The 17,995-nt window shown below is 60.0% G+C and carries 19 protein-coding genes; 18 read left to right on the top strand and 1 reads right to left on the bottom strand.

Annotated elements, in window-relative coordinates; translation table 11 throughout:
- Positions 1-92: 92 nt before the first annotated feature.
- The 16 genes from IE087_RS11730 (at position 93) to IE087_RS11655 (ending at position 14,252) form a co-directional block, all read left to right on the top strand.
- Entirely contained in the window at positions 93-584 is a 492-nt protein-coding gene (locus IE087_RS11730) for a peptidase associated/transthyretin-like domain-containing protein (protein WP_189369539.1), read from the top strand.
- Between the two features lie 10 nt (positions 585-594).
- Positions 595-1,179: a ferric reductase-like transmembrane domain-containing protein gene (locus tag IE087_RS11725; RefSeq protein ID WP_189369538.1), complete on the top strand. Its 585-nt coding sequence runs from the start codon at positions 595-597 to the stop codon at positions 1,177-1,179.
- A 203-nt stretch (positions 1,180-1,382) separates the two neighbouring features.
- Positions 1,383-2,156, top strand: coding sequence for a 23S rRNA (adenine(2030)-N(6))-methyltransferase RlmJ (gene rlmJ, locus IE087_RS11720; RefSeq protein ID WP_189369537.1), 774 nt, complete (start codon positions 1,383-1,385; stop codon positions 2,154-2,156).
- A gap of 6 nt (positions 2,157-2,162) precedes the next feature.
- Complete coding sequence (locus IE087_RS11715; protein ID WP_189369536.1) at positions 2,163-2,597, top strand: tellurite resistance TerB family protein; 435 nt, start codon at positions 2,163-2,165, stop codon at positions 2,595-2,597.
- A 25-nt stretch (positions 2,598-2,622) separates the two neighbouring features.
- Entirely contained in the window at positions 2,623-3,057 is a 435-nt protein-coding gene (locus tag IE087_RS11710) for a tellurite resistance TerB family protein (RefSeq protein ID WP_189369535.1), read from the top strand.
- On the top strand, positions 3,054-3,791 hold the full coding sequence (locus IE087_RS11705) for a phosphate/phosphite/phosphonate ABC transporter substrate-binding protein (protein WP_189369534.1): 738 nt from the start codon (positions 3,054-3,056) through the stop codon (positions 3,789-3,791). The genes IE087_RS11710 and IE087_RS11705 overlap by 4 nt, the downstream gene beginning before the upstream one ends.
- 124 nt (positions 3,792-3,915) lie before the next feature.
- Positions 3,916-4,689, top strand: a complete 774-nt coding sequence (locus IE087_RS11700; protein ID WP_189369533.1) for an ABC transporter ATP-binding protein — start codon at positions 3,916-3,918, stop codon at positions 4,687-4,689.
- 25 nt (positions 4,690-4,714) lie between these two features.
- Positions 4,715-5,446 carry a transporter substrate-binding domain-containing protein gene (locus tag IE087_RS11695; protein ID WP_189369532.1) on the top strand — a complete coding sequence of 244 codons (732 nt, stop codon included), beginning with the start codon at positions 4,715-4,717 and terminating at the stop codon, positions 5,444-5,446.
- Positions 5,447-5,531: 85 nt separating this feature from the next.
- Entirely contained in the window at positions 5,532-6,419 is an 888-nt protein-coding gene (locus IE087_RS11690) for an ABC transporter permease (RefSeq protein WP_189369531.1), read from the top strand.
- Positions 6,416-7,222: an ABC transporter permease gene (locus IE087_RS11685; RefSeq protein WP_189369530.1), complete on the top strand. Its 807-nt coding sequence runs from the start codon at positions 6,416-6,418 to the stop codon at positions 7,220-7,222. Before IE087_RS11690 ends, IE087_RS11685 begins: the two co-directional genes overlap by 4 nt.
- Before the next feature lie 4 nt (positions 7,223-7,226).
- Positions 7,227-8,561, top strand: coding sequence for a glutamine synthetase family protein (locus IE087_RS11680; RefSeq protein WP_189369529.1), 1,335 nt, complete (start codon positions 7,227-7,229; stop codon positions 8,559-8,561).
- 39 nt (positions 8,562-8,600) lie between these two features.
- Entirely contained in the window at positions 8,601-9,290 is a 690-nt protein-coding gene (locus tag IE087_RS11675; RefSeq protein ID WP_189369528.1) for a type 1 glutamine amidotransferase, read from the top strand.
- Positions 9,283-10,644, top strand: a complete 1,362-nt coding sequence (locus IE087_RS11670) for a glutamine synthetase family protein (protein WP_189369527.1) — start codon at positions 9,283-9,285, stop codon at positions 10,642-10,644. The genes IE087_RS11675 and IE087_RS11670 overlap by 8 nt, the downstream gene beginning before the upstream one ends.
- A gap of 45 nt (positions 10,645-10,689) precedes the next feature.
- Positions 10,690-11,988 (top strand): NAD(P)/FAD-dependent oxidoreductase, encoded by a 1,299-nt coding sequence (locus tag IE087_RS11665; protein WP_189369526.1) that lies wholly within the window; start codon positions 10,690-10,692, stop codon positions 11,986-11,988.
- Positions 11,989-12,082: 94 nt separating this feature from the next.
- Positions 12,083-13,261 carry a DegT/DnrJ/EryC1/StrS family aminotransferase gene (locus IE087_RS11660; protein WP_189369525.1) on the top strand — a complete coding sequence of 393 codons (1,179 nt, stop codon included), beginning with the start codon at positions 12,083-12,085 and terminating at the stop codon, positions 13,259-13,261.
- Between the two features lie 85 nt (positions 13,262-13,346).
- Positions 13,347-14,252 (top strand): aminotransferase class IV, encoded by a 906-nt coding sequence (locus tag IE087_RS11655; RefSeq protein ID WP_189369524.1) that lies wholly within the window; start codon positions 13,347-13,349, stop codon positions 14,250-14,252.
- 119 nt (positions 14,253-14,371) lie between these two features.
- Here the strand turns inward: IE087_RS11655 and IE087_RS11650 are convergent, their stop codons facing one another.
- A complete protein-coding gene (locus IE087_RS11650; protein ID WP_189369523.1) occupies positions 14,372-15,559 on the bottom strand; it encodes a diaminopropionate ammonia-lyase in 1,188 nt (395 codons plus the stop codon).
- 101 nt (positions 15,560-15,660) lie between these two features.
- On the opposite strand from IE087_RS11650, the gene IE087_RS11645 reads away from it, so the two are divergent.
- Both IE087_RS11645 and IE087_RS11640 read left to right on the top strand, forming a co-directional pair.
- Entirely contained in the window at positions 15,661-16,140 is a 480-nt protein-coding gene (locus IE087_RS11645; protein ID WP_189369522.1) for an Lrp/AsnC family transcriptional regulator, read from the top strand.
- Between the two features lie 226 nt (positions 16,141-16,366).
- Positions 16,367-17,944: an ABC transporter substrate-binding protein gene (locus tag IE087_RS11640; protein WP_189369521.1), complete on the top strand. Its 1,578-nt coding sequence runs from the start codon at positions 16,367-16,369 to the stop codon at positions 17,942-17,944.
- Positions 17,945-17,995: the final 51 nt, after the last annotated feature.

Raw genomic sequence — 17,995 nt, 5'->3', positions numbered from 1 at the left:
TCTGGGACATTTATCACGACCCCGTGACCCCGGTTTATCCGACGTGATACTCTCTTACCTCATAGGCAACCGCCAACCGAGGAAACATGCTTATGACCACCTCTTTGCCCCGACGCACCGTTCTGGCGACCGGCACGGCCGCATTGCTGACCTCCGGCCTGACGATCCCCGCCCGCGCCGCAGGCGTCGCCCCGACCCTCACCATGCGCGGCGGCGCCAACAACTACCGCCCCGGCGCGCCAATCGTTGACCGCATCGGCGGCGGTGGCTTCCTGATGACCGGGACCGTTCTACGCGCTGGTGACGGTGCACCAATCCCCAACGCCCGCATCCAGATGTGGGCACACACAACCGAAGGACACGAACGGGACGAACGCAGCCACGGCGCCACGCTCACGGATGCACAAGGCCGGTTCCAGATGGATATGCCGCAAATCGTGCCGGCCTTTGGGCAGCCCCACGGCCATCTCGCTTACGATGCAGAGTTTGACGCGGGCGGCTTCCAAACCGTGTTCCTGCGCCCAATCATGTCCAGCGCCTCCGACACAACGCTCGACGTTCAGTTCGTGTTGCAACAGGCCTGACCCCGAACCCATGCGCGGCATCATCCCATGGGCCGCGCTGGCCATCGCAATTGCTGCGCCGCTCGTAGCGGCGGGGTTCAGCCCCCTTCTGCAATGGCGCGAAGGCATCTACATCGCATCGGGTTTTGCTGGCATCTTCGGCATGACGCTCCTGCTGCTGCAGCCCCTTCTGGCCGCCGGTGATCTACCCCACCTGTCCCCGGCCCGCGCGCGGCGGGTGCACCGCCTGACAGGGACGCTGCTGCTGATGGCAGTTCTCACGCATGTCATAGGCCTCTGGATCACAAGCCCGCCGGATGTGATCGACGCACTGACCTTCACCTCGCCCACGCCGTTTTCTGCTTGGGGTGTCATCGCCATGTGGGCCGTGTTCGCCGCAGCACTCATGGCGGCGCTGCGCAAACGCGTCGCCCTCCGCCCGATGACATGGCGACGGGCGCATGTGGCACTTGCCCTGATAATTGCCGTCGGCACGGTGATCCACGTCTTGCTGATCGAGGGCACGATGGAAACCGTGACCAAATACGGCCTGAGCGCACTGGTCCTTTTGGCCGCCCTCCGGATCGCCCCGCGCCTCCGCCCCCGACAACGTTAACCACCTGGCAGGATTTGGCAGCGCACGGTCCGTTAAACCGCCCAAAGCTGCACAACCGGTGTACGGGGGGTGCACAGGGGGTGTACGCGGGGTGACAGGCCGATTTCCCTTTTTTTGAAGGCGTTAACGCAGGTTTCCATGTCGATGCATGGAGTACCCTGTTAACCGTTGCGCGTACGGTGCCCTCCGGGCCATAAGCCCCCATGCTCAGCTACCAGCACATATACCATGCCGGAAACCTCGCGGATGTCCACAAACACAGCGTTCTGGCATGGATGCTGGACTACCTCACACGCAAGGACAAACCGGTCAGCTATATCGAAACCCATGGCGGTCGGGCGCTCTATGACCTGTCCGCCGACGAAGCCCTCAAGACCGGCGAAGCAGCGCAAGGTATCGCGCGGGTAAAGGATTGGTTTCCAAGCAACCACGTGTACATGAGATGCCTTCAGCAAACCCATGAATTACATGGTGAAAACGCCTATCCCGGTTCTCCAATGATCGCGGTGCAAACGCTTCGGGACAATGACGTGCTGACGGTGGCGGAACTGCACCCAGCAGAGCACAACGCGCTGGAACTGGCGTTGCCAACAGCTAAGGTTCACCGCGCCGACGGGTTTGCCATGGCCCATTCGATCCTGCCTCCGACGCCAAGGCGCGGCCTGATGCTGATCGACCCCAGCTTCGAGGTGAAAGAAGATTACGCAACGATACCCGGTCACATAAAAAAATACGCACGTGCGTGGAATGTAGGCATTATCGTCTTGTGGTATCCAATCCTGACATCAGGTGCACATAGCAACATGCTGAAAGCGCTTGAAAAAGATCATCCGACCGCACTGCGTCACGAGGTCCGTTTTCCCCCCGCGCGACCCGGTCACGGCATGGTTGGTTCTGGCCTTTTTGTGATCAATCCGCCCTTCGGTCTTGCCGAACAGGCCGCAAATCTGAAAACTCGCTTTGACCAATTGAAGTGACACGCCATGTTCGAACGCCTTTTCCCCAAAAGACCCAAGGAAACCAAACCCTTGCCGGAACCCACGCCGCAGCTTGCCCTCGGCGCATTGCTGGTCCGGGTCGCCATGGCAGACCGCGAATACCAAGCACCCGAAGTGGCCGCGATTGACAAAATTCTGTCAGCCACCTTCGATCTGAAACCCTTGGAAGCGGCGAAACTGCGCGCCACGTGCGAGGCGCTTGAACGGCACGCGCCCGGCACACCTGAATTCACAGATATTCTCAGAGAAACAGTGGCTTATGCCGACAGGCTCGGCCTCGCAATGGCGATGTGGCAGGTGTTGCTGGCGGACGGCGAACATGCCGGCATCGAAGAGGATGTCCTGCACCAGATCGAAGCGGCACTTGGCATCACGGCAGACGACAGCGCGGACATTCGCACCCGTGCGCTTGGCGAATAGGCACAACGGCCATATATCCGCACCCATGTTCCAAGACCTCCTCAAACGGCTGATCCAGCCCGAGCCCGCCCAGATCGCCGACGCTGACGCACGGCTGGCCCTGACCGCATTGCTGGTCCGCGTGGCCCGCTCCGACTACGACTATTCCGGCGACGAACGTGCATTGATCGATCAGATCACACAGGATCGCTATGAGCTTTCCCACCAAGAAGCCAATGCTTTACGCACCGAAGCTGAGGCGATGGAGGCGGATGCACCGGACACGGTCCGCTTCACCCGGGCGATCAAAGAGGCCGTCGCGTACGAAGACCGGCTGGCTGTCGTCGAGGCACTGTGGAAAGTGGTGCTGGCCGATGGTCAACGCGCGCAGGAAGAAGATGCGCTTTTGCGTCTTGTCACCAACCTTTTGGGCATCACCGATCAGGACAGCGCAAAGGCGCGCCAACGGGTTGCGGGGTGATTGCATCGCTCGGCATGTACGACATGCCGCATTTGCGCGGCGCCCATGATCGGTTCTGGGATGCGATACGCGCCTCCCTTGGGTATGGGCCGGATCAGCTGAGCCGTGGTGGGGATCCGTGGGCCGAATGGCAATCGCCTGACCTGCTTTTGGCTCAGACATGCGGACTGCCCTACCGGGCGCGATTGCATGATAGTGTCACGCTTGTTGGTGCGCCCGACTACGATCTGCCCGACTGTCCGCCCGGGCACTACTTCAGCTACCTCATTCTCCGACGCGACGATCCACGTGACCTTGCAGACTTGTCGCGGCAAGGTTTGATGGCCTTCAATGATCCACTGTCGCAATCAGGCTGGGCTGCCCCGTTGGCGCACCTAGAAGAACGCAAGCTGAAGCCGGGGAAAACCCTGCAGACCGGGGCGCATATCGAAAGCATCAAGGCTGTGCTGAATGGCAAGGCGGACTATGCGGCCGTTGACGCGTTGACCCTGCTTCTATGGGCGTCAGAGGACACCGACGCTGCCGAATATCTGGACGCTTTTGATCGCACGGCGCCCACGCCTGCGCTGCCCTACATCACGGCCCGGGAACGTGATCCCAAACCGATATTCGATTCCATCGAAACCGCTATTTCAAACCTGTCGCACGAAGATCGCTGCGCGCTTCGCCTCAAGGGAATCGTGAACCTCCCGCCATCCGCGTATCTCGCCTTACCGATTCCGCCTGCGCCTTGACCAAACCGGGTTCTCCCTACGTCAATTTGCGCAAATGGCAGTCAAAACGTCCCTTTTGCCCGTGGACAAGGCACATGTTTTCCTCCCTTATACCGGCTGATCGAAACAAACGTAGCCAATCCACGTGTCAGACACTTCCGTTATTGAAATCCGAGACCTGCACAAGGCGTACGGCCCTCTGGAAGTGTTGAAAGGCGTGGATATCAAGGCAAAGCGGGGCGATGTCGTATCGCTCATCGGGTCGTCCGGGTCGGGAAAATCCACCCTTTTGCGTTGCTGCAACCTGCTCGAAGACAGCCAGCAAGGTGATGTGGTATTCAAGGGCGAGGCGGTGACGTGGAAAGGCCATGACCATGGCCGCCGTCCGGCAGATCCCAAACAGGTGCTGCGCATCCGCACCAACCTGTCGATGGTGTTTCAGCAGTTCAATCTGTGGGCCCACATGACCATCCTGCAGAACGTGATGGAAGCGCCCGTGACCGTCCTGCGCCGCGACCCGGCCGAAGTTGAACGTGCGGCGCGCAAATATCTCGACAAGGTCGGCATCGGCGACAAGTGCGACGTCTACCCGGCTCAGCTCTCTGGTGGTCAGCAGCAACGCGCAGCCATTGCCCGAGCGCTGTGCATGGAGCCGGAGGCGCTGCTGTTTGACGAACCGACCAGCGCGCTGGATCCGGAGCTGGAACAGGAAGTTGTCAAGGTGATCAAGGATTTGGCCGCTGAAGGGCGGACTATGCTGATCGTCACCCACGACATGAAACTGGCCCATGATGTAAGCGACCACGTCGTGTTTCTGCATCAGGGCCTGATCGAAGAACAAGGGCCGCCGGATGAGCTTTTTGGCGCGCCCAAATCAGAACGACTGCGCGGGTTTCTGTCTGCAACCCACGCCGCGTAACCAATAATCAACGGGAGAAACTCACATGAAATCCATCCTTCTTTCGACCGTCGCAGTTGCGATGACAGCCACCTTTGCCATGGCCGATGGCCACAGTGTCGTGCGCATGGGCACCGAAGGCGCCTACGCGCCCTACAACTTCATCAATGACGCGGGCGAAATTGACGGGTTCGAGCGCGAAGTGGGCGATGAGCTGTGCCTGCGCGCCGAATTAACCTGCGAATGGGTCAAGAACGACTGGGATTCGATCATCCCCAACCTCGTTTCGGGCAACTACGACACAATCATCGCCGGCATGAGCATCACGGCCGAGCGTGACGAAGTGATCGACTTCACACAAGACTACTATCCGCCAACCGCCTCCGCCTACGTCGCCGCGTCGGAAGACGCCGATCTGGAAGGCGGCGTGGTCGCTGCACAAACCGCAACGATCCAGGCTGGTTACATCGCAGAGAGCGGCGCGACCCTGGTCGAATTCGCCACACCGGAAGAGACAATCGCAGCCGTGCGCAATGGCGAAGCGGATGCCGTCTTTGCCGACCGTGATTTCCTTGTGCCGATGGTCGAGGAATCCGGCGGCGACCTGCTGTTCGTTGGTGAGCCCGTACCGCTCGGCGGCGGTGTCGGCATGGGACTGCGCGAAAGCGACGCGGAACTGCGCGGCAAGTTCGACGCAGCCATCACCTCCATGAAAGAGGACGGCACGTTGAACGAACTGCTGATCAAATGGTTCGGCGACGAAGTCATAACCTACTGATACGGTCCCGGCAGGTGCGGCACCGACCGCGCCTGCCCCTACACGCGGCATCGCCTTCGAGGCTGGTCGCCGCGCGAGGCCCAAGATGTTCTCCTACTGCGCTGATCCCGATACGCTGGACACGGTCAGATGGTTTTCCTGCTATCTGACGACGGGCGTCCACATGTCCTTCTATGCATCCTTCATCAAGGTGCTCGCTCTGCTCGCCGTCACCGGCCCTGTGGCCTTGGGGGTCGGCTTTTTGGGTGCAATGGCGGCGCGCTCCAGCTTTCTTCCGGTAAGCCTGTTGGGCAAAAGCTACATCGCCATCGTCCGCGGCGTGCCCGACATTGCCTTTTTTCTGTTCTTCGTGATCGCTCTCGATCAGATGTTCGAATATGTGCGCCACCGCGCAATCTGCCCAGACTGGACACAACCTGTCCGGCAAGGCAGCGAATTCCTTGTATGCGCGCAGGCGAAACTGCCGCTGGGAAACGCGGCGGAATGGGTGCACGAAACCTACGGCTTCCTACTGGCCGTCATCACGTTTGCCATCGTCTTCGGTGCCTTTGCAGCAAATGTGCTCTTCGGTGGCATGCGCGCTGTTCCCAGGGCACAATTGGAAACCGCCGAAGCCTACGGTATGAGCCGCCGCCAGACCTTCTGGCGCGTGCTTGTCCCGCAGATGTGGGTCTATGCCCTGCCCGGCCTGTCAAACCTGTGGATGGTGCTGATCAAGGCCACGCCGCTGCTGTTCCTGCTTGGGATTGAGGATATCGTCTATTGGGCCCGCGAGTTAGGCGGCACCAAAACATCGCGCTTTTCCGCGTATCCACATGGGGATTGGCGCATGTGGTATTTTCTTGGTCTGCTGGTGTTTTATCTGATGATGACCCGTGTGTCCGAAATCCTGCTCGAACGGCTCATGCAACGGCTGACTCACGGACAGGCCACAACCGGCGGTGAACAACAGCGCAAAGAGGTCGCCGCATGAGCTGTTGGGAAACAATCCAGGCCTATGCCTTCCGTTCGATCGGGTTTGGCGAACGGCTCTTACCGCGGTCAGACTTCACCATTTGCGAGCATTTCACGCTCATCGGCTCCGGCATGATCTGGAATGTCTATTTCGGAGTTATAGCCCTGGTCAGCGGTTTCTTCCTCGCTACGCTGCTGGCCGTGGGCAAGATGTCGGCCCGCGCGATCTACCGAAAACCAGCGCAGTGGTTCATCTTCATCTTCCGGGGCTCACCGCTCTTTATCCAGTTCTTCTTTGCCTACTTCCTGTTCCTGAACCTTAAACGCACAAACGACTTCTTTGATCCGTTCACAGCCGCATGGCTGGGGGCGCTGATTGTCCTGTTCCTGAACACGGCCGCCTATTCGGGGGAGATTTTCTATGGCGCCCTGCGCTCGATCCCCAAGGGGGATGTAGAGGCGGCAGACGCCTACGGCTTGTCCGGTTGGTCCCGGTTCCGGCGGGTGATCTGGCCCACCATGCTGCGACTGGCCTGGCCCGCCTATACAAACGAGGCGATCTTTCTCTTCCACGCAACGGCTCTTGTGTTCTTCTCAAGCTTCCCGGCCTGGCAGCAACGCGGCGACGCGCTTTACTATGCAAACTACTTCGCGGACAAGACATTCAACCCGTTCGTGCCCTACCCGATCCTCGCATTCTATTTCATCCTCTGCTCGCTTGCGATCATCGGTGTGTTTGGTCTGGTCAACCGCCGCCTGAACCGGCACTTGCCTGCAAGCACGCGCCAGAAGATGAAGCTGCGCATGAACCTGATCCGGTGAACACATGCACGATTGGCTTGTCGACAATCCCGAAATCCGTGCTATCCGCGTGGCGGCCGCGGATCTGAACGGCGTGGCGCGCGGCAAGCGTATGCCGGTACGCTTTGCCGACAAGATCACCGACAGCGGCACGCGCTTCCCCATGTCAGTGCTCAACCTTGATATTTGGGGCGAAGATATTGAGGATAGCCCCCTTGTGATGGAAACCGGCGACCGGGATGGCGTACTGCGCCCGACCGAGCGCGGCTTTGTCCCCATGCCATGGTTGAACACGCCCACGGGGTTACTGCCGATCTGGATGTTTCACGAAGATGGCCGTCCCTTCATGGGCGACCCACGCCATGCACTGGCTGCCGTTCAAAATCGGTTCGCTGCCAAAGGGCTGACCCCGGTTGTTGCGGTCGAGTTGGAGTTCTTTCTGATCGATGACACCGGCAGCCGTCTGCGCGTGCCTCCGTCCCCGCGATCCGGCAAGCGGCGCGTCGCCGGCGAAATCCTATCCATGCGCACGCTCGATGCTTTCGACGACTTCTTTACCGAGCTCTATGACGCCTGCGAAGCGATGGACATCCCCGCCGACACAGCCATTTCCGAAAGCGGTCTCGGCCAGTTCGAAATCAACCTGATGCATCAGGCCGATGCGTTGAAGGCAGCGGATGACTCGTGGTTGTTCAAGATGCTAGTCAAGGGGCTGGCGCGCAAACACGGCTTTGCCGCGTCCTTCATGGCGAAACCCTATCCGGACTATGCAGGCAACGGGTTGCACATGCATTTCTCGGTGCTGGACAAGGATGGCAAGAACATCTTTGACGACGGGACCGAGGCGGGCACAGACACCTTGCGCCATGCTGTGCAGGGGTGCCTTGCCGCCATGCCGGGCTCAATGCTGATCTTTGCGCCCCATGCCAATTCCTATGCCCGGTTGGTGCCGGATGCCCATGCACCCACCGGCATCGCATGGGCCTATGAAAACCGCACGGCAGCCATCCGCATCCCATCTGGCCCCTCAGCGGCCCGACGGATCGAACATCGGGTGGCCGGGGGTGATGTGAACCCGTATCTTTCGATTGCTGCCGTCCTTGGCGCTGCTCTGAACGGTATGGAGGACGCACAGGACCCGCCTGCGCCGATCACCGGGAACGCCTACGCACAGGAACTGGAGCAGGTTCCCGGCACGTGGGAAGACGCCATGGTCGCCTTTGCCGACAGCCCGCATATCGCGCGCATCTTCGACGCAGAGCTGATCCGCAACATGAACATGACCAAGCGGCAGGAAGCCCGCTACATGGCCGAACTCACGCTGGACGAGCAGACGGAAATCTACCTCGACTCCGTCTAGGCGGCGCACTATCTTCGGCCCGTAACCCTCAGGTGATCCATGAAAATCGGCATTCTGCAAACCGGTCACGCACCCGACGAAGTGTTGGGAACGCTTGGTGACTATGACACCATGTTCGCCCGCCTGCTGGACGGGCACGGCTTTGAGTTCGAAACCTTCGACGTGGTCGACATGAAATTCCCAGACGGCCCGGAGGTATGCGACGGCTGGTTGATCACAGGCTCCAAACACGGTGCCTACGAGGATCACCCCTTCATCCCGCCGCTTGAGGATCTTATCCGTGGCATCCACGCAGCAAGCCGTCCGATGGTTGGCATCTGCTTCGGCCACCAGATCATCGCGCAGGCCATGGGCGGCAAGGTCGTGAAATTCGACGGCGGCTGGTCGGTCGGGCGACGTGAATACGACTACAAAGGCGAAACCCTTGCCGTGAACGCATGGCATCAGGATCAGGTCGTCGACGTTCCGGAAGGGGCCGAGGTCATCGCCTCGAACGATTTTTGCGAGAACGCGGCGCTGGTCTATGGCAAACGCATCTGGACGATACAGCCCCACCCCGAATTTGGCGCTGACATGGTGGATGCACTGGCCACGCACCGGGGTCCCGGCGTTGTGCCTGACCGGCTGCTGGACACTGCCCGCGCGCAACTGGACGCCCCCATACACAGTCAAAAGGTCGCCGATGAAATGGCTGCCTTTCTCAAGCAGGGGGCGCTGACACATGTCTGACGACTGGATATCCAAGCTGCCGGACGCGGCGCGTGTCTACCTCGACGACAAACGACTGGACGAGGTCGAATGCATCATCGCTGACCTGCCCGGCATCGCGCGGGGCAAGGCGGTGCCAGCCTCGAAATTCGCAAGGCAGGACTACTTCCACCTGCCCGACAGTATCTTCTACCAAACCATCACGGGCGATTGGGGTGAGGCCGCGGATGAAGACGGGTTCATCGAAAAGGACATGATCCTAAAGCCCGACATGTCGACCGCAACGGCGGCGCCCTGGACCGGCGACTGGACGCTTCAGGTGATCCATGACGCCTATGACCGCAAGGACCAGCCTGTCCCGTTCAGCCCACGCAACGTGCTGAAACGGGTTGTGCGGCTTTACAACGACAAGGGGTGGAAACCGGTTGTGGCCCCCGAGATGGAGTTCTTCCTGATCGCGCGCAATCTGGACCCCGCGCAGGAAATCAAACCCATGACGGGCCGGTCCGGCCGTCCGGCGGCTGCACGACAAGCGTATTCCATGACCGCCGTGGACGAATTTGGCCCCGTGATCGACGACATCTATGACTTTGCCGAGGCGCAGGGGTTCGAGATTGACGGCATTACGCAGGAAGGCGGCGCAGGCCAACTTGAGATCAACCTGCGCCATGGCGATCCCGTCAAACTCGCGGACGAGGTGTTCTACTTCAAGCGCCTGATCCGCGAAGCGGCGCTGCGCCACGACTGTTTCGCCACCTTCATGGCCAAACCCATCGCGAATGAACCCGGAAGTGCGATGCACATCCACCATTCGATCATCGACATGGAAACCGGCCAGAACATTTTCGTGGGACCACAAGACGGCGACACAGATGCGTTCTTCCACTTCATAGCGGGCCTGCAGAACCACCTGCCTGCAGCGCTTGCGGTCATGGCCCCGTTCGTCAACAGCTATCGCCGCTACGTGAAGGATCACGCCGCCCCCATCAATCTGGCCTGGGGCCGTGACAACCGCACAACGGGCATCCGCATCCCCTTGTCCGAACCACAAGCGCGCCGCGTTGAAAACCGGATCGCGGGCATGGACTGCAACCCGTATCTAGGCATCGCAGCATCGCTGGCCTGTGGATACCTGGGACTTGTGCAAGAACAACGCCCGTCGGCGCAGTTCCGCGGCGACGCCTACGAAGGCGACGGAGATATCCCACGCGTGCTAGGTTCCGCCCTTGATCTATTTGACGAAGCGACAGAGCTGCACAAGGTATTGGGCGAAGAGTTCGCCCGCGTCTATTCGATTGTGAAACGCGCCGAATATGACGAATTCCTGCAAGTGATTTCCCCGTGGGAGCGCGAGCATTTGCTGTTGAACGTCTAACTGGCAACCCGGCCCTTCGGGGAGGATTTTTGGGAAACAGGGAAGATGGACCTTCTGACCGCCAATGATCAACCGGGGAGCTATCCCGATAGTTGGTATGCCGCGACCTCTGACATTCCCCCCGTTCGCGCGCCGCTGCAGGGGGACGTGCGGGCCGATGTTTGTATTGTCGGGGCGGGATACACAGGCCTGTCCGCTGCGCTGCATCTGGCGCAAGCCGGGCGAAAGGTTGTTGTGCTGGAAGCGCATCGCGCGGGCTTCGGAGCCTCAGGTCGCAACGGCGGGCAGCTCGGCACCGGCCAACGGGTCGAGCAGCCCTATCTTGAGAAGATAGTCGGACCCGAGGATGCCCGACGTCTGTGGGACTTGGGGCTTGAGGCGACAGACCTCGTTCGCCAGCTGATCGACACGCATCGCATCGATTGCTTCTACCGCCCCGGCATCGCCTGGACAGCGGAAGATGACAGCGATGTGGCGGACCTGCACGCTTATGCAGAACACATGGATAAGCACTATGACCACCGCATTGACGTGCTGGAGCGGGACGCTTTCCACGCCATCTGCCCGTCACCGGCCTATCGCGGTGGTGTCATTGATCACAAGTCCGGCCACCTGCATCCTCTGCGCTTTGCACTTGGGCTCGCTGATGCAGCAGAGACTGCTGGGGCAACAATTCACGAAGGAAGCACCGTCACCGGCATCACAAATGGTGCGCAGGTCACGCTTAGGACCGACACAGGCTCTGTCACCGCAGATCACGTGATCCTCGCCTGCAACGGCTATCTGGGCGGGCTAAACGCCCCGGTCGCAGCGCGCGTCATGCCCATCAATAACTTCGTCGCCGCAACCGCGCCGCTGGACGACCCCGCCAGCGTGCTGACACAGGACATCGCCGTGTCAGACAGCCGCTTCGTGGTGAACTACTTCCGGCTCAGCCACGACAACCGCCTGCTGTTTGGCGGTGGCGAAAGCTATGGCTACCGCTTTCCCCGCGACATCGCGGCAAAGGTGCGCAAGCCGATGACGCAAATCTTTCCGCACCTTGCAGATGTTCAGATCGACTATGCATGGGGCGGCACACTTGCCATCACGATGCAGCGGCTGCCCTACGTGGCCCGACTGGCGCCCAACATGCTGAGCGCCTCTGGCTATTCAGGGCACGGCGTCGGCACAGCGACACATGCTGGCATGCTGATGGCGCACGCGATCCAAGGGCAGCCTGATGGGTTCGACACCATGGCCGCCATTCCAACAACACCGTTCCCGGGTGGGGCAAAACTGCGCAACCCGCTCCTGGTTCTCGCCATGACCTGGTACGCCCTGCGCGACCGCCTTGGCCTCTAACGGCAGGCTTAATTCAGCCCAGACGTCACAAAACCGTTTCCTTTTGCGCCTATCGGATTTACAAAAACGAAAACCGATCATAAGGATTCTGAATATGTCTCTCCCCGACATGCACAGTGCCGAACCCATCCCCGCCGCCGCTAGACAAGAGATCGACCGCCTGCTGAGCTCTGGCGATCTCTTCCGCTATACCGCCACCGAAGGCGCGCCTGTCTCGCTTCTCGAAGCCGAATTCGCAGAATTGATGGGCAGCAAGTTTGCCCTCGCCGTGTCGTCCTGTTCTGCCGCGCTTTTCCTGTCGCTCAAGGCGCTTAACCTGCCGCGCGACGCCCGCGTCCTGATCCCGGGCTTCACCTTTGCCGCCGTGCCCTCATCCGTTCTGCATGCCGACTGCCTGCCGGTCCTGTGCGAGGTCGATGACAATTACCGCGTCAACATCGACGATTTCGTGGACAAACTACCAAGCGTACAGGCCGTCATCATCAGCCACATGCGCGGCCACACGTCCGATATGGACGCCATCATGACGCTGTGCACCGCCGCCGGGATCCCGGTGATCGAGGATGCGGCCCACTCGCTCGGCACCCTCTGGAACGGGCGCAAGATCGGGACCATCGGGACCATCGGCTGCTTCTCGTTCCAATCCTACAAGATGGTCAACGCGGGCGAAGGCGGGATCATGATCACCGACGACGCCGATCTGGTGGCCCGCGCCATCATCATGTCAGGCGCATACGAACATAACTGGAAGAAACACCCGGTCCTGCAGGACGCCTTTGCCAAGCACCAGAACAAGTGGCCGCTCTACAACCTGCGCATGTCAAACCTGAGTGCCGCCGTGATCCGCCCGCAACTGCCTCACCTCGCCCGGAGGGTCGAAGACGGGCGGCGCAACCACGATCATGTCGCCGCGCTGTTGGATCAAAGCCCGCATATCCATGTCCCCAGCCCGTTGCATGGCGAAGTACGTGCCCCGGACTCCATCCAGTTCAACCTGATCGACATGAGTGACGCGCAAGTCGACAGCTTTGTCGCCGCCGCGGCCCAGGCCGGGGTCAAGGTGCAGGTGTTCGGGGCCAGTACGGACAACGCCCGCGCCTTCTGGAACTGGCAGTTCATCCCGAACCTGCCGGAATTGCCGAAAACCCGCACCATGCTCATGCGCGCCTGTGACGTGCGCCTGCCCGTGCACTTGACCAAGGACACGCTCGACGCTGTGGCCGAGGCCCTGCTGTCCGCCGTGGCAACGGCAACAGAACAACAGGCCGCCTGACACCCGCCCTGCATCCCAACGCGTTGGGATGCACTGCCGCCCACCCTGCCTTTGCAACGGGCAGCGGGTTCAGTAGCGTGAGCGCATGATAGATCTCTCCCAAGGTGCCGCCTGGATGGCTGGCAACATCATCCCCATCTCGGACGCGGCCATTCCCGTCACCGATTGGGGCCTGACCCATTCCGACATCGCTTATGACGTGGTTCCGGTTTGGCGCGGTGCATTCTTTCGCCTGCACGACTATGTTGACCGCTTCATCGCGTCGCTCACGGCTGGCCGGTACAACGTCGGCATGGACCACGCAGCGATATGTGATGCGCTCAACCGCATGGTCGCCGCCAGCGGCCTGCAAGACGCCTATGTCGCCATGGTGGCAGCGCGCGGACGCAACCCGGTGCCGGGCAGCCGTGACCCCCGCGACTGCACCAACCATTTCTACGCCTGGTGCGTGCCCTATGTGCACATCGTCAAGCCAGAGGCGGCAGAGCAAGGCACATCGGTCTGGATCGCCAAATCCGTCCGCCGCATCCCGGCAGACAGCGTGAACCCGCGGGTCAAGAACTACCATTGGGGCGACTTCACTTCGGGCCTGTTCGAGGCCAAAGAGCATGGGTTTGAAACAACGCTCCTGCTGGACCACGACGGGAACGTGACCGAAGGGCCGGGCTTCAACGTCTTTGCCCTCTTCGGCGACCGCGTCGTAACCTCCGACCACGGCGTGCTGCACGGGATCACGCGGCGCACGGTGCTTGAGATGTGCGTTGAAGCCGGACTGCAAATCGAAACCCGGCCCCTGCCGCTCGAGGAGTTTCTGGAGGCGGACGAGGTGTTTCTGTCCTCGTCGGGCGGCGGCGTCATTCCTGTTGCGCGGGTGGACGACCGGAGTTTTTCGAATGGCGCGGCAGGTGAGATCGCCTCTGACTTGCGCAACCGGTATTTTGACTGGATTGCGCGCTCAAAGCACCGCAGCGAAATACGATACTCCAGATGACTTCACGTGCGTCACGTCACTGACCGATGGCAGCATTTCAAGGCAAAGCTGCCACCGGAAATGGCGTCACGAAACCCTGTCACACCTGTGACACGACATGACCAAACCAACAGTATCGATCAGATTTCCCCAGACATTATCGCGCTGAACACCTCTGGATCGGTAATGCCCTCAGAGCCAATGACCAGAACCCTCGATTGCGTATCCAGCCTGAGTGCGTTGCGCAGGTGCCGATCCAAAGCCCCGCATGACAATCCGATCAGACCAGCCACTGCGCTCTCACCCGCTTCGATGCCCGGATCTCCATTGCAGCCTTGCGACAGCAAGCGCACGGTGGGCGCAACGAGATGTTCGGGTATCGTCATGAAACCATGTACAGTCTGCGAAAGGATGGCCCAGGCGAGCTGCGATGGCTCACCGCATGACAGTCCGGCCATCAAGGATTCCTCCTGGATTTTGACAGGAGTCATCGCGTTTGCTTTGGAACTGGCAAACAGACACGGCGCAAGGTCCGGTTCAACAATGATGCTGCGCGGCGCATTCGCTCCCCACTCTTGGTGGAAAACGGCGATCACCGCTGCGGCCAGTCCACCGACACCGCCTTGTAGGAACACGTGGGTCGGCGGTTCTGCCAGTTCGCGTAAAATCTCGCGCGCCATCACACCGTAACCCGCCATGACATCAACAGGAGGCTGCGTGTAACCCGGCCAAGAGGTGTCAGAAACGATCATCCAGCCATGTTCTTCGGCATCGACGCGTGTTTGGGCCACCGTCGCATCATAGTCGCCATCAATCCGAATAACGTCCGCCCCCAACGCGCGCAGCGCGTTCGCACGAAACGGACTGACACCTGAATGGATATAGATCCTGCATTTTGCCCCAAGCCTTTGCGCACCCCAGGCGACAGACCGGCCATGATTTCCGTCGGTTGCAGATGTCATGGTCATGTTTGATATCTGCTGGGCATAGTCTCCGTTCAGGATTTCATTAACCCCCACGGTCCGCCCTTCGCGCCCGGATATTGTTCGCTGAATGACGCGCAAAACGGCATACGCGCCCCCCAAGGCCTTGAAGCTGCCCAAGCCGAAACGCTGTCCTTCGTCTTTGTAGTGGATCGCGCCAAGGCCCAGACTTCGTGCATATCCAGGCAAATCAGTCAGTGGTGTTTGGTGATAGCCAGACCATGTGGTGATCTCGGCCTCGGCGCGATCAAAACCTGCGCGCGGCAGAGTGTCTTGGATCACGGGTCCGAAACGCGGTTCCGAAGCGTGAAATCCGGCTGTCAGGGTTTCAGGTAAAGCGAACATGTGGGGCTCCTGTTTTGCATTTGCGCAAATTTAACCCGCTGAAGGTGACTAATGCCCTCTTTGTACTGGCTTTGAATAAGCAAATTTTGCATGACTGCAGCATGAGCGTCGAAAATTCATCAAAAGCGCCGGATGCGTTTGACCTGGCGATTCTCCGACTTTTGCAGCACGATTGCACGCAACCGCATCGAAAAATCGGCGAAGCGGTCAACCTCTCCACCGCCTCAGTACAAAGACGCATAAAGCGCATGGAGAAGGCGGGCATCATCGCTGCACAAACCGCCCAGATTGATCCAAAGAAAGTGGGCCTGCCGCTCACCATTGTCGTCGAGGTCGAACTGAGATCAGAGACCGCCGGGCGCATTGACGACATAAAACGCTCTTTCCTTGACGCGCCCGAGGTTCAGCAATGCTACTACGTTACGGGGGTCGTCGATTTTGTCTTGATCGTCATCGTGGGTGACATGTCCGAGTACGAGGACCTGACCCAGCGTTTGTTCTTTCCGAATGATAACATTCGGAAATTTCACACCTTTGTCGCAATGGATCGGACCAAGGCAACAACACGCCTGAACCTCTGACACTGGAACCTCGCATCGACTGTGATGGGCAGATAAGCTGCCAACAGCTCGCAATCCGCGGTCTCTGACCAAACATCACGCGAACAATTTTTCTGATCCGTCAGATCAGGTGATGATTTCGGCTTCGACCGAAGATTTATGCGTGGCCGAACGTGAGCTACCTGCTTGCCAATCCCCTCGGAGTAACCAACACTCGGCGGTAGAAAAGCAATATGGGGAGACTTCCATGAGAGTTACATCATTCCTGTCCGCGGCCCTTCTGCTGTCCAGCACAGCACTGGTCAGCGCCGAAACGCTGAAATGGGCCCGCGCAGGCGACGCGCTTACCCTCGACCCGCATTCGCAGAACGAAGGGCCGTCGCACACGATCCGCCACCAGATGTACGAGCCTCTGATCATCCGCGACACAACAGGCGCGTTTGAACCTGCACTTGCCACCGAATGGGCACCCAAGGCAGATGATCCGAATGTCTGGGTCTTCAAACTGCGCGAAGGCGTCACCTTCCACGATGGCGCAGCCTTTACAGCCGAGGACGTGGTGTTCAGCTTCACCCGCGCCCAATCGACTAATTCGGATATGAAAGAGCTGATCGGCTCGATCACCGAAGTGCGCGCAGTCGATGACTACACGATCGAAATGGTCACAGATGGTCCGAACCCGATCCTGCCCTCGAACCTCACAAACCTGTTCATCATGGACAAGGACTGGACCGAGGCGAACAACACCGTCAACGTGCAGGACTTTGAAGGGGGCGAGATCACATACGCCACCACGAACGCCAACGGCACCGGCCCCTACATCCTGCAAAGCCGCGAGCCTGACGTGAAAACCGTCATGACCCGCAACGACAACTACTGGGGCATCGACCAGTTCCCGATGGAAGTGACCGAGATCGTCTACACCCCCATCCAGAACGCCGCGACCCGCGTCGCAGCCATGCTGTCGGGCGAGATCAACTTCCTTCAGGACATGCCGGTTCAGGACCTTGAGCGCGTGAATGCCGCTGACGGTCTGGTGGTCAAGCAGGCCCCGCAGAACCGCGTGATCTTCTTTGGCATGAACCAGGGTGCGGATGACATCGAAGCGGACAATGTCGACGGCGCCAACCCGCTGGCCGATGTGCGCGTGCGCAAGGCGATGTCGATGGCGATGAACCGTGATGCGATCCGTCAGGTCGTGATGCGCGGCCAATCCCAGCCCGCGGGCATGATCGCACCGCCCTTCGTCAACGGCTGGACCGAGGCGATGGACGGCGAATCCTCGACCGACATCGACGGCGCCAAGGCCCTGCTGGCAGAGGCTGGCTATGACAGCGGCTTCTCCATCCGTCTGGACTGCCCGAACGACCGCTACATCAACGATGAAGCGATCTGTCAGGCGGCTGTGGGTATGCTGGGTCAGATCGGCATCACCGTGAACCTTGATGCCAAGCCCAAGGCACAGCACTTCCCGCTGATCACCGACGGGCAAACCGACTTCTACATGCTGGGTTGGGGTGTGCCGACATACGACTCGGAATACATCTTCAACTTCCTGGTCCACGGTCGTGAAAGCGACATCGGCACATGGAACGGCACCGGGTTCGACAATGATGATCTGGATGCCAAGATCAAATCGCTGGCCTCAAACACCGATCTGGAGGCCCGTAATGCAGACATCGCCGCCATCTGGCGCGTGGTGCAGGACGAGCAGCTCTATATTCCGCTGCACCACCAGGTCCTGAACTGGGGCATGGGCGAAGGTGTCGGGATCGAGGTTGACCCCGAAGACCAGCCCAAGGTCAAATACATCACCATGAACTGATCATGGACAGGGGCCGCACGCGCGGCCCCCTTTCGTTTTGACCCCGAATGC

Origin of the sequence: Tateyamaria omphalii (assembly GCF_014651375.1) — a bacterium.
Classification (GTDB): Bacteria; Pseudomonadota; Alphaproteobacteria; order Rhodobacterales; family Rhodobacteraceae; genus Tateyamaria; species Tateyamaria omphalii.
Note: the sequence above shows the minus strand (reverse complement) of the source record. Positions and strands in the feature narration are given on the sequence as shown.

Coding starts and splice junctions, on each gene's coding strand:
- IE087_RS11730 (WP_189369539.1), top strand. CDS start 93: ATGACCACCTCTTTGCCCCGACGCACCGTTCTGGCGACCGGCACGGCC.
- IE087_RS11725 (WP_189369538.1), top strand. CDS start 595: ATGCGCGGCATCATCCCATGGGCCGCGCTGGCCATCGCAATTGCTGCG.
- rlmJ (WP_189369537.1), top strand. CDS start 1,383: ATGCTCAGCTACCAGCACATATACCATGCCGGAAACCTCGCGGATGTC.
- IE087_RS11715 (WP_189369536.1), top strand. CDS start 2,163: ATGTTCGAACGCCTTTTCCCCAAAAGACCCAAGGAAACCAAACCCTTG.
- IE087_RS11710 (WP_189369535.1), top strand. CDS start 2,623: ATGTTCCAAGACCTCCTCAAACGGCTGATCCAGCCCGAGCCCGCCCAG.
- IE087_RS11695 (WP_189369532.1), top strand. CDS start 4,715: ATGAAATCCATCCTTCTTTCGACCGTCGCAGTTGCGATGACAGCCACC.
- IE087_RS11690 (WP_189369531.1), top strand. CDS start 5,532: ATGTTCTCCTACTGCGCTGATCCCGATACGCTGGACACGGTCAGATGG.
- IE087_RS11685 (WP_189369530.1), top strand. CDS start 6,416: ATGAGCTGTTGGGAAACAATCCAGGCCTATGCCTTCCGTTCGATCGGG.
- IE087_RS11680 (WP_189369529.1), top strand. CDS start 7,227: ATGCACGATTGGCTTGTCGACAATCCCGAAATCCGTGCTATCCGCGTG.
- IE087_RS11675 (WP_189369528.1), top strand. CDS start 8,601: ATGAAAATCGGCATTCTGCAAACCGGTCACGCACCCGACGAAGTGTTG.
- IE087_RS11670 (WP_189369527.1), top strand. CDS start 9,283: ATGTCTGACGACTGGATATCCAAGCTGCCGGACGCGGCGCGTGTCTAC.
- IE087_RS11665 (WP_189369526.1), top strand. CDS start 10,690: ATGGACCTTCTGACCGCCAATGATCAACCGGGGAGCTATCCCGATAGT.
- IE087_RS11660 (WP_189369525.1), top strand. CDS start 12,083: ATGTCTCTCCCCGACATGCACAGTGCCGAACCCATCCCCGCCGCCGCT.
- IE087_RS11655 (WP_189369524.1), top strand. CDS start 13,347: ATGATAGATCTCTCCCAAGGTGCCGCCTGGATGGCTGGCAACATCATC.
- IE087_RS11650 (WP_189369523.1), bottom strand. CDS start 15,559: ATGTTCGCTTTACCTGAAACCCTGACAGCCGGATTTCACGCTTCGGAA.
- IE087_RS11645 (WP_189369522.1), top strand. CDS start 15,661: ATGAGCGTCGAAAATTCATCAAAAGCGCCGGATGCGTTTGACCTGGCG.
- IE087_RS11640 (WP_189369521.1), top strand. CDS start 16,367: ATGAGAGTTACATCATTCCTGTCCGCGGCCCTTCTGCTGTCCAGCACA.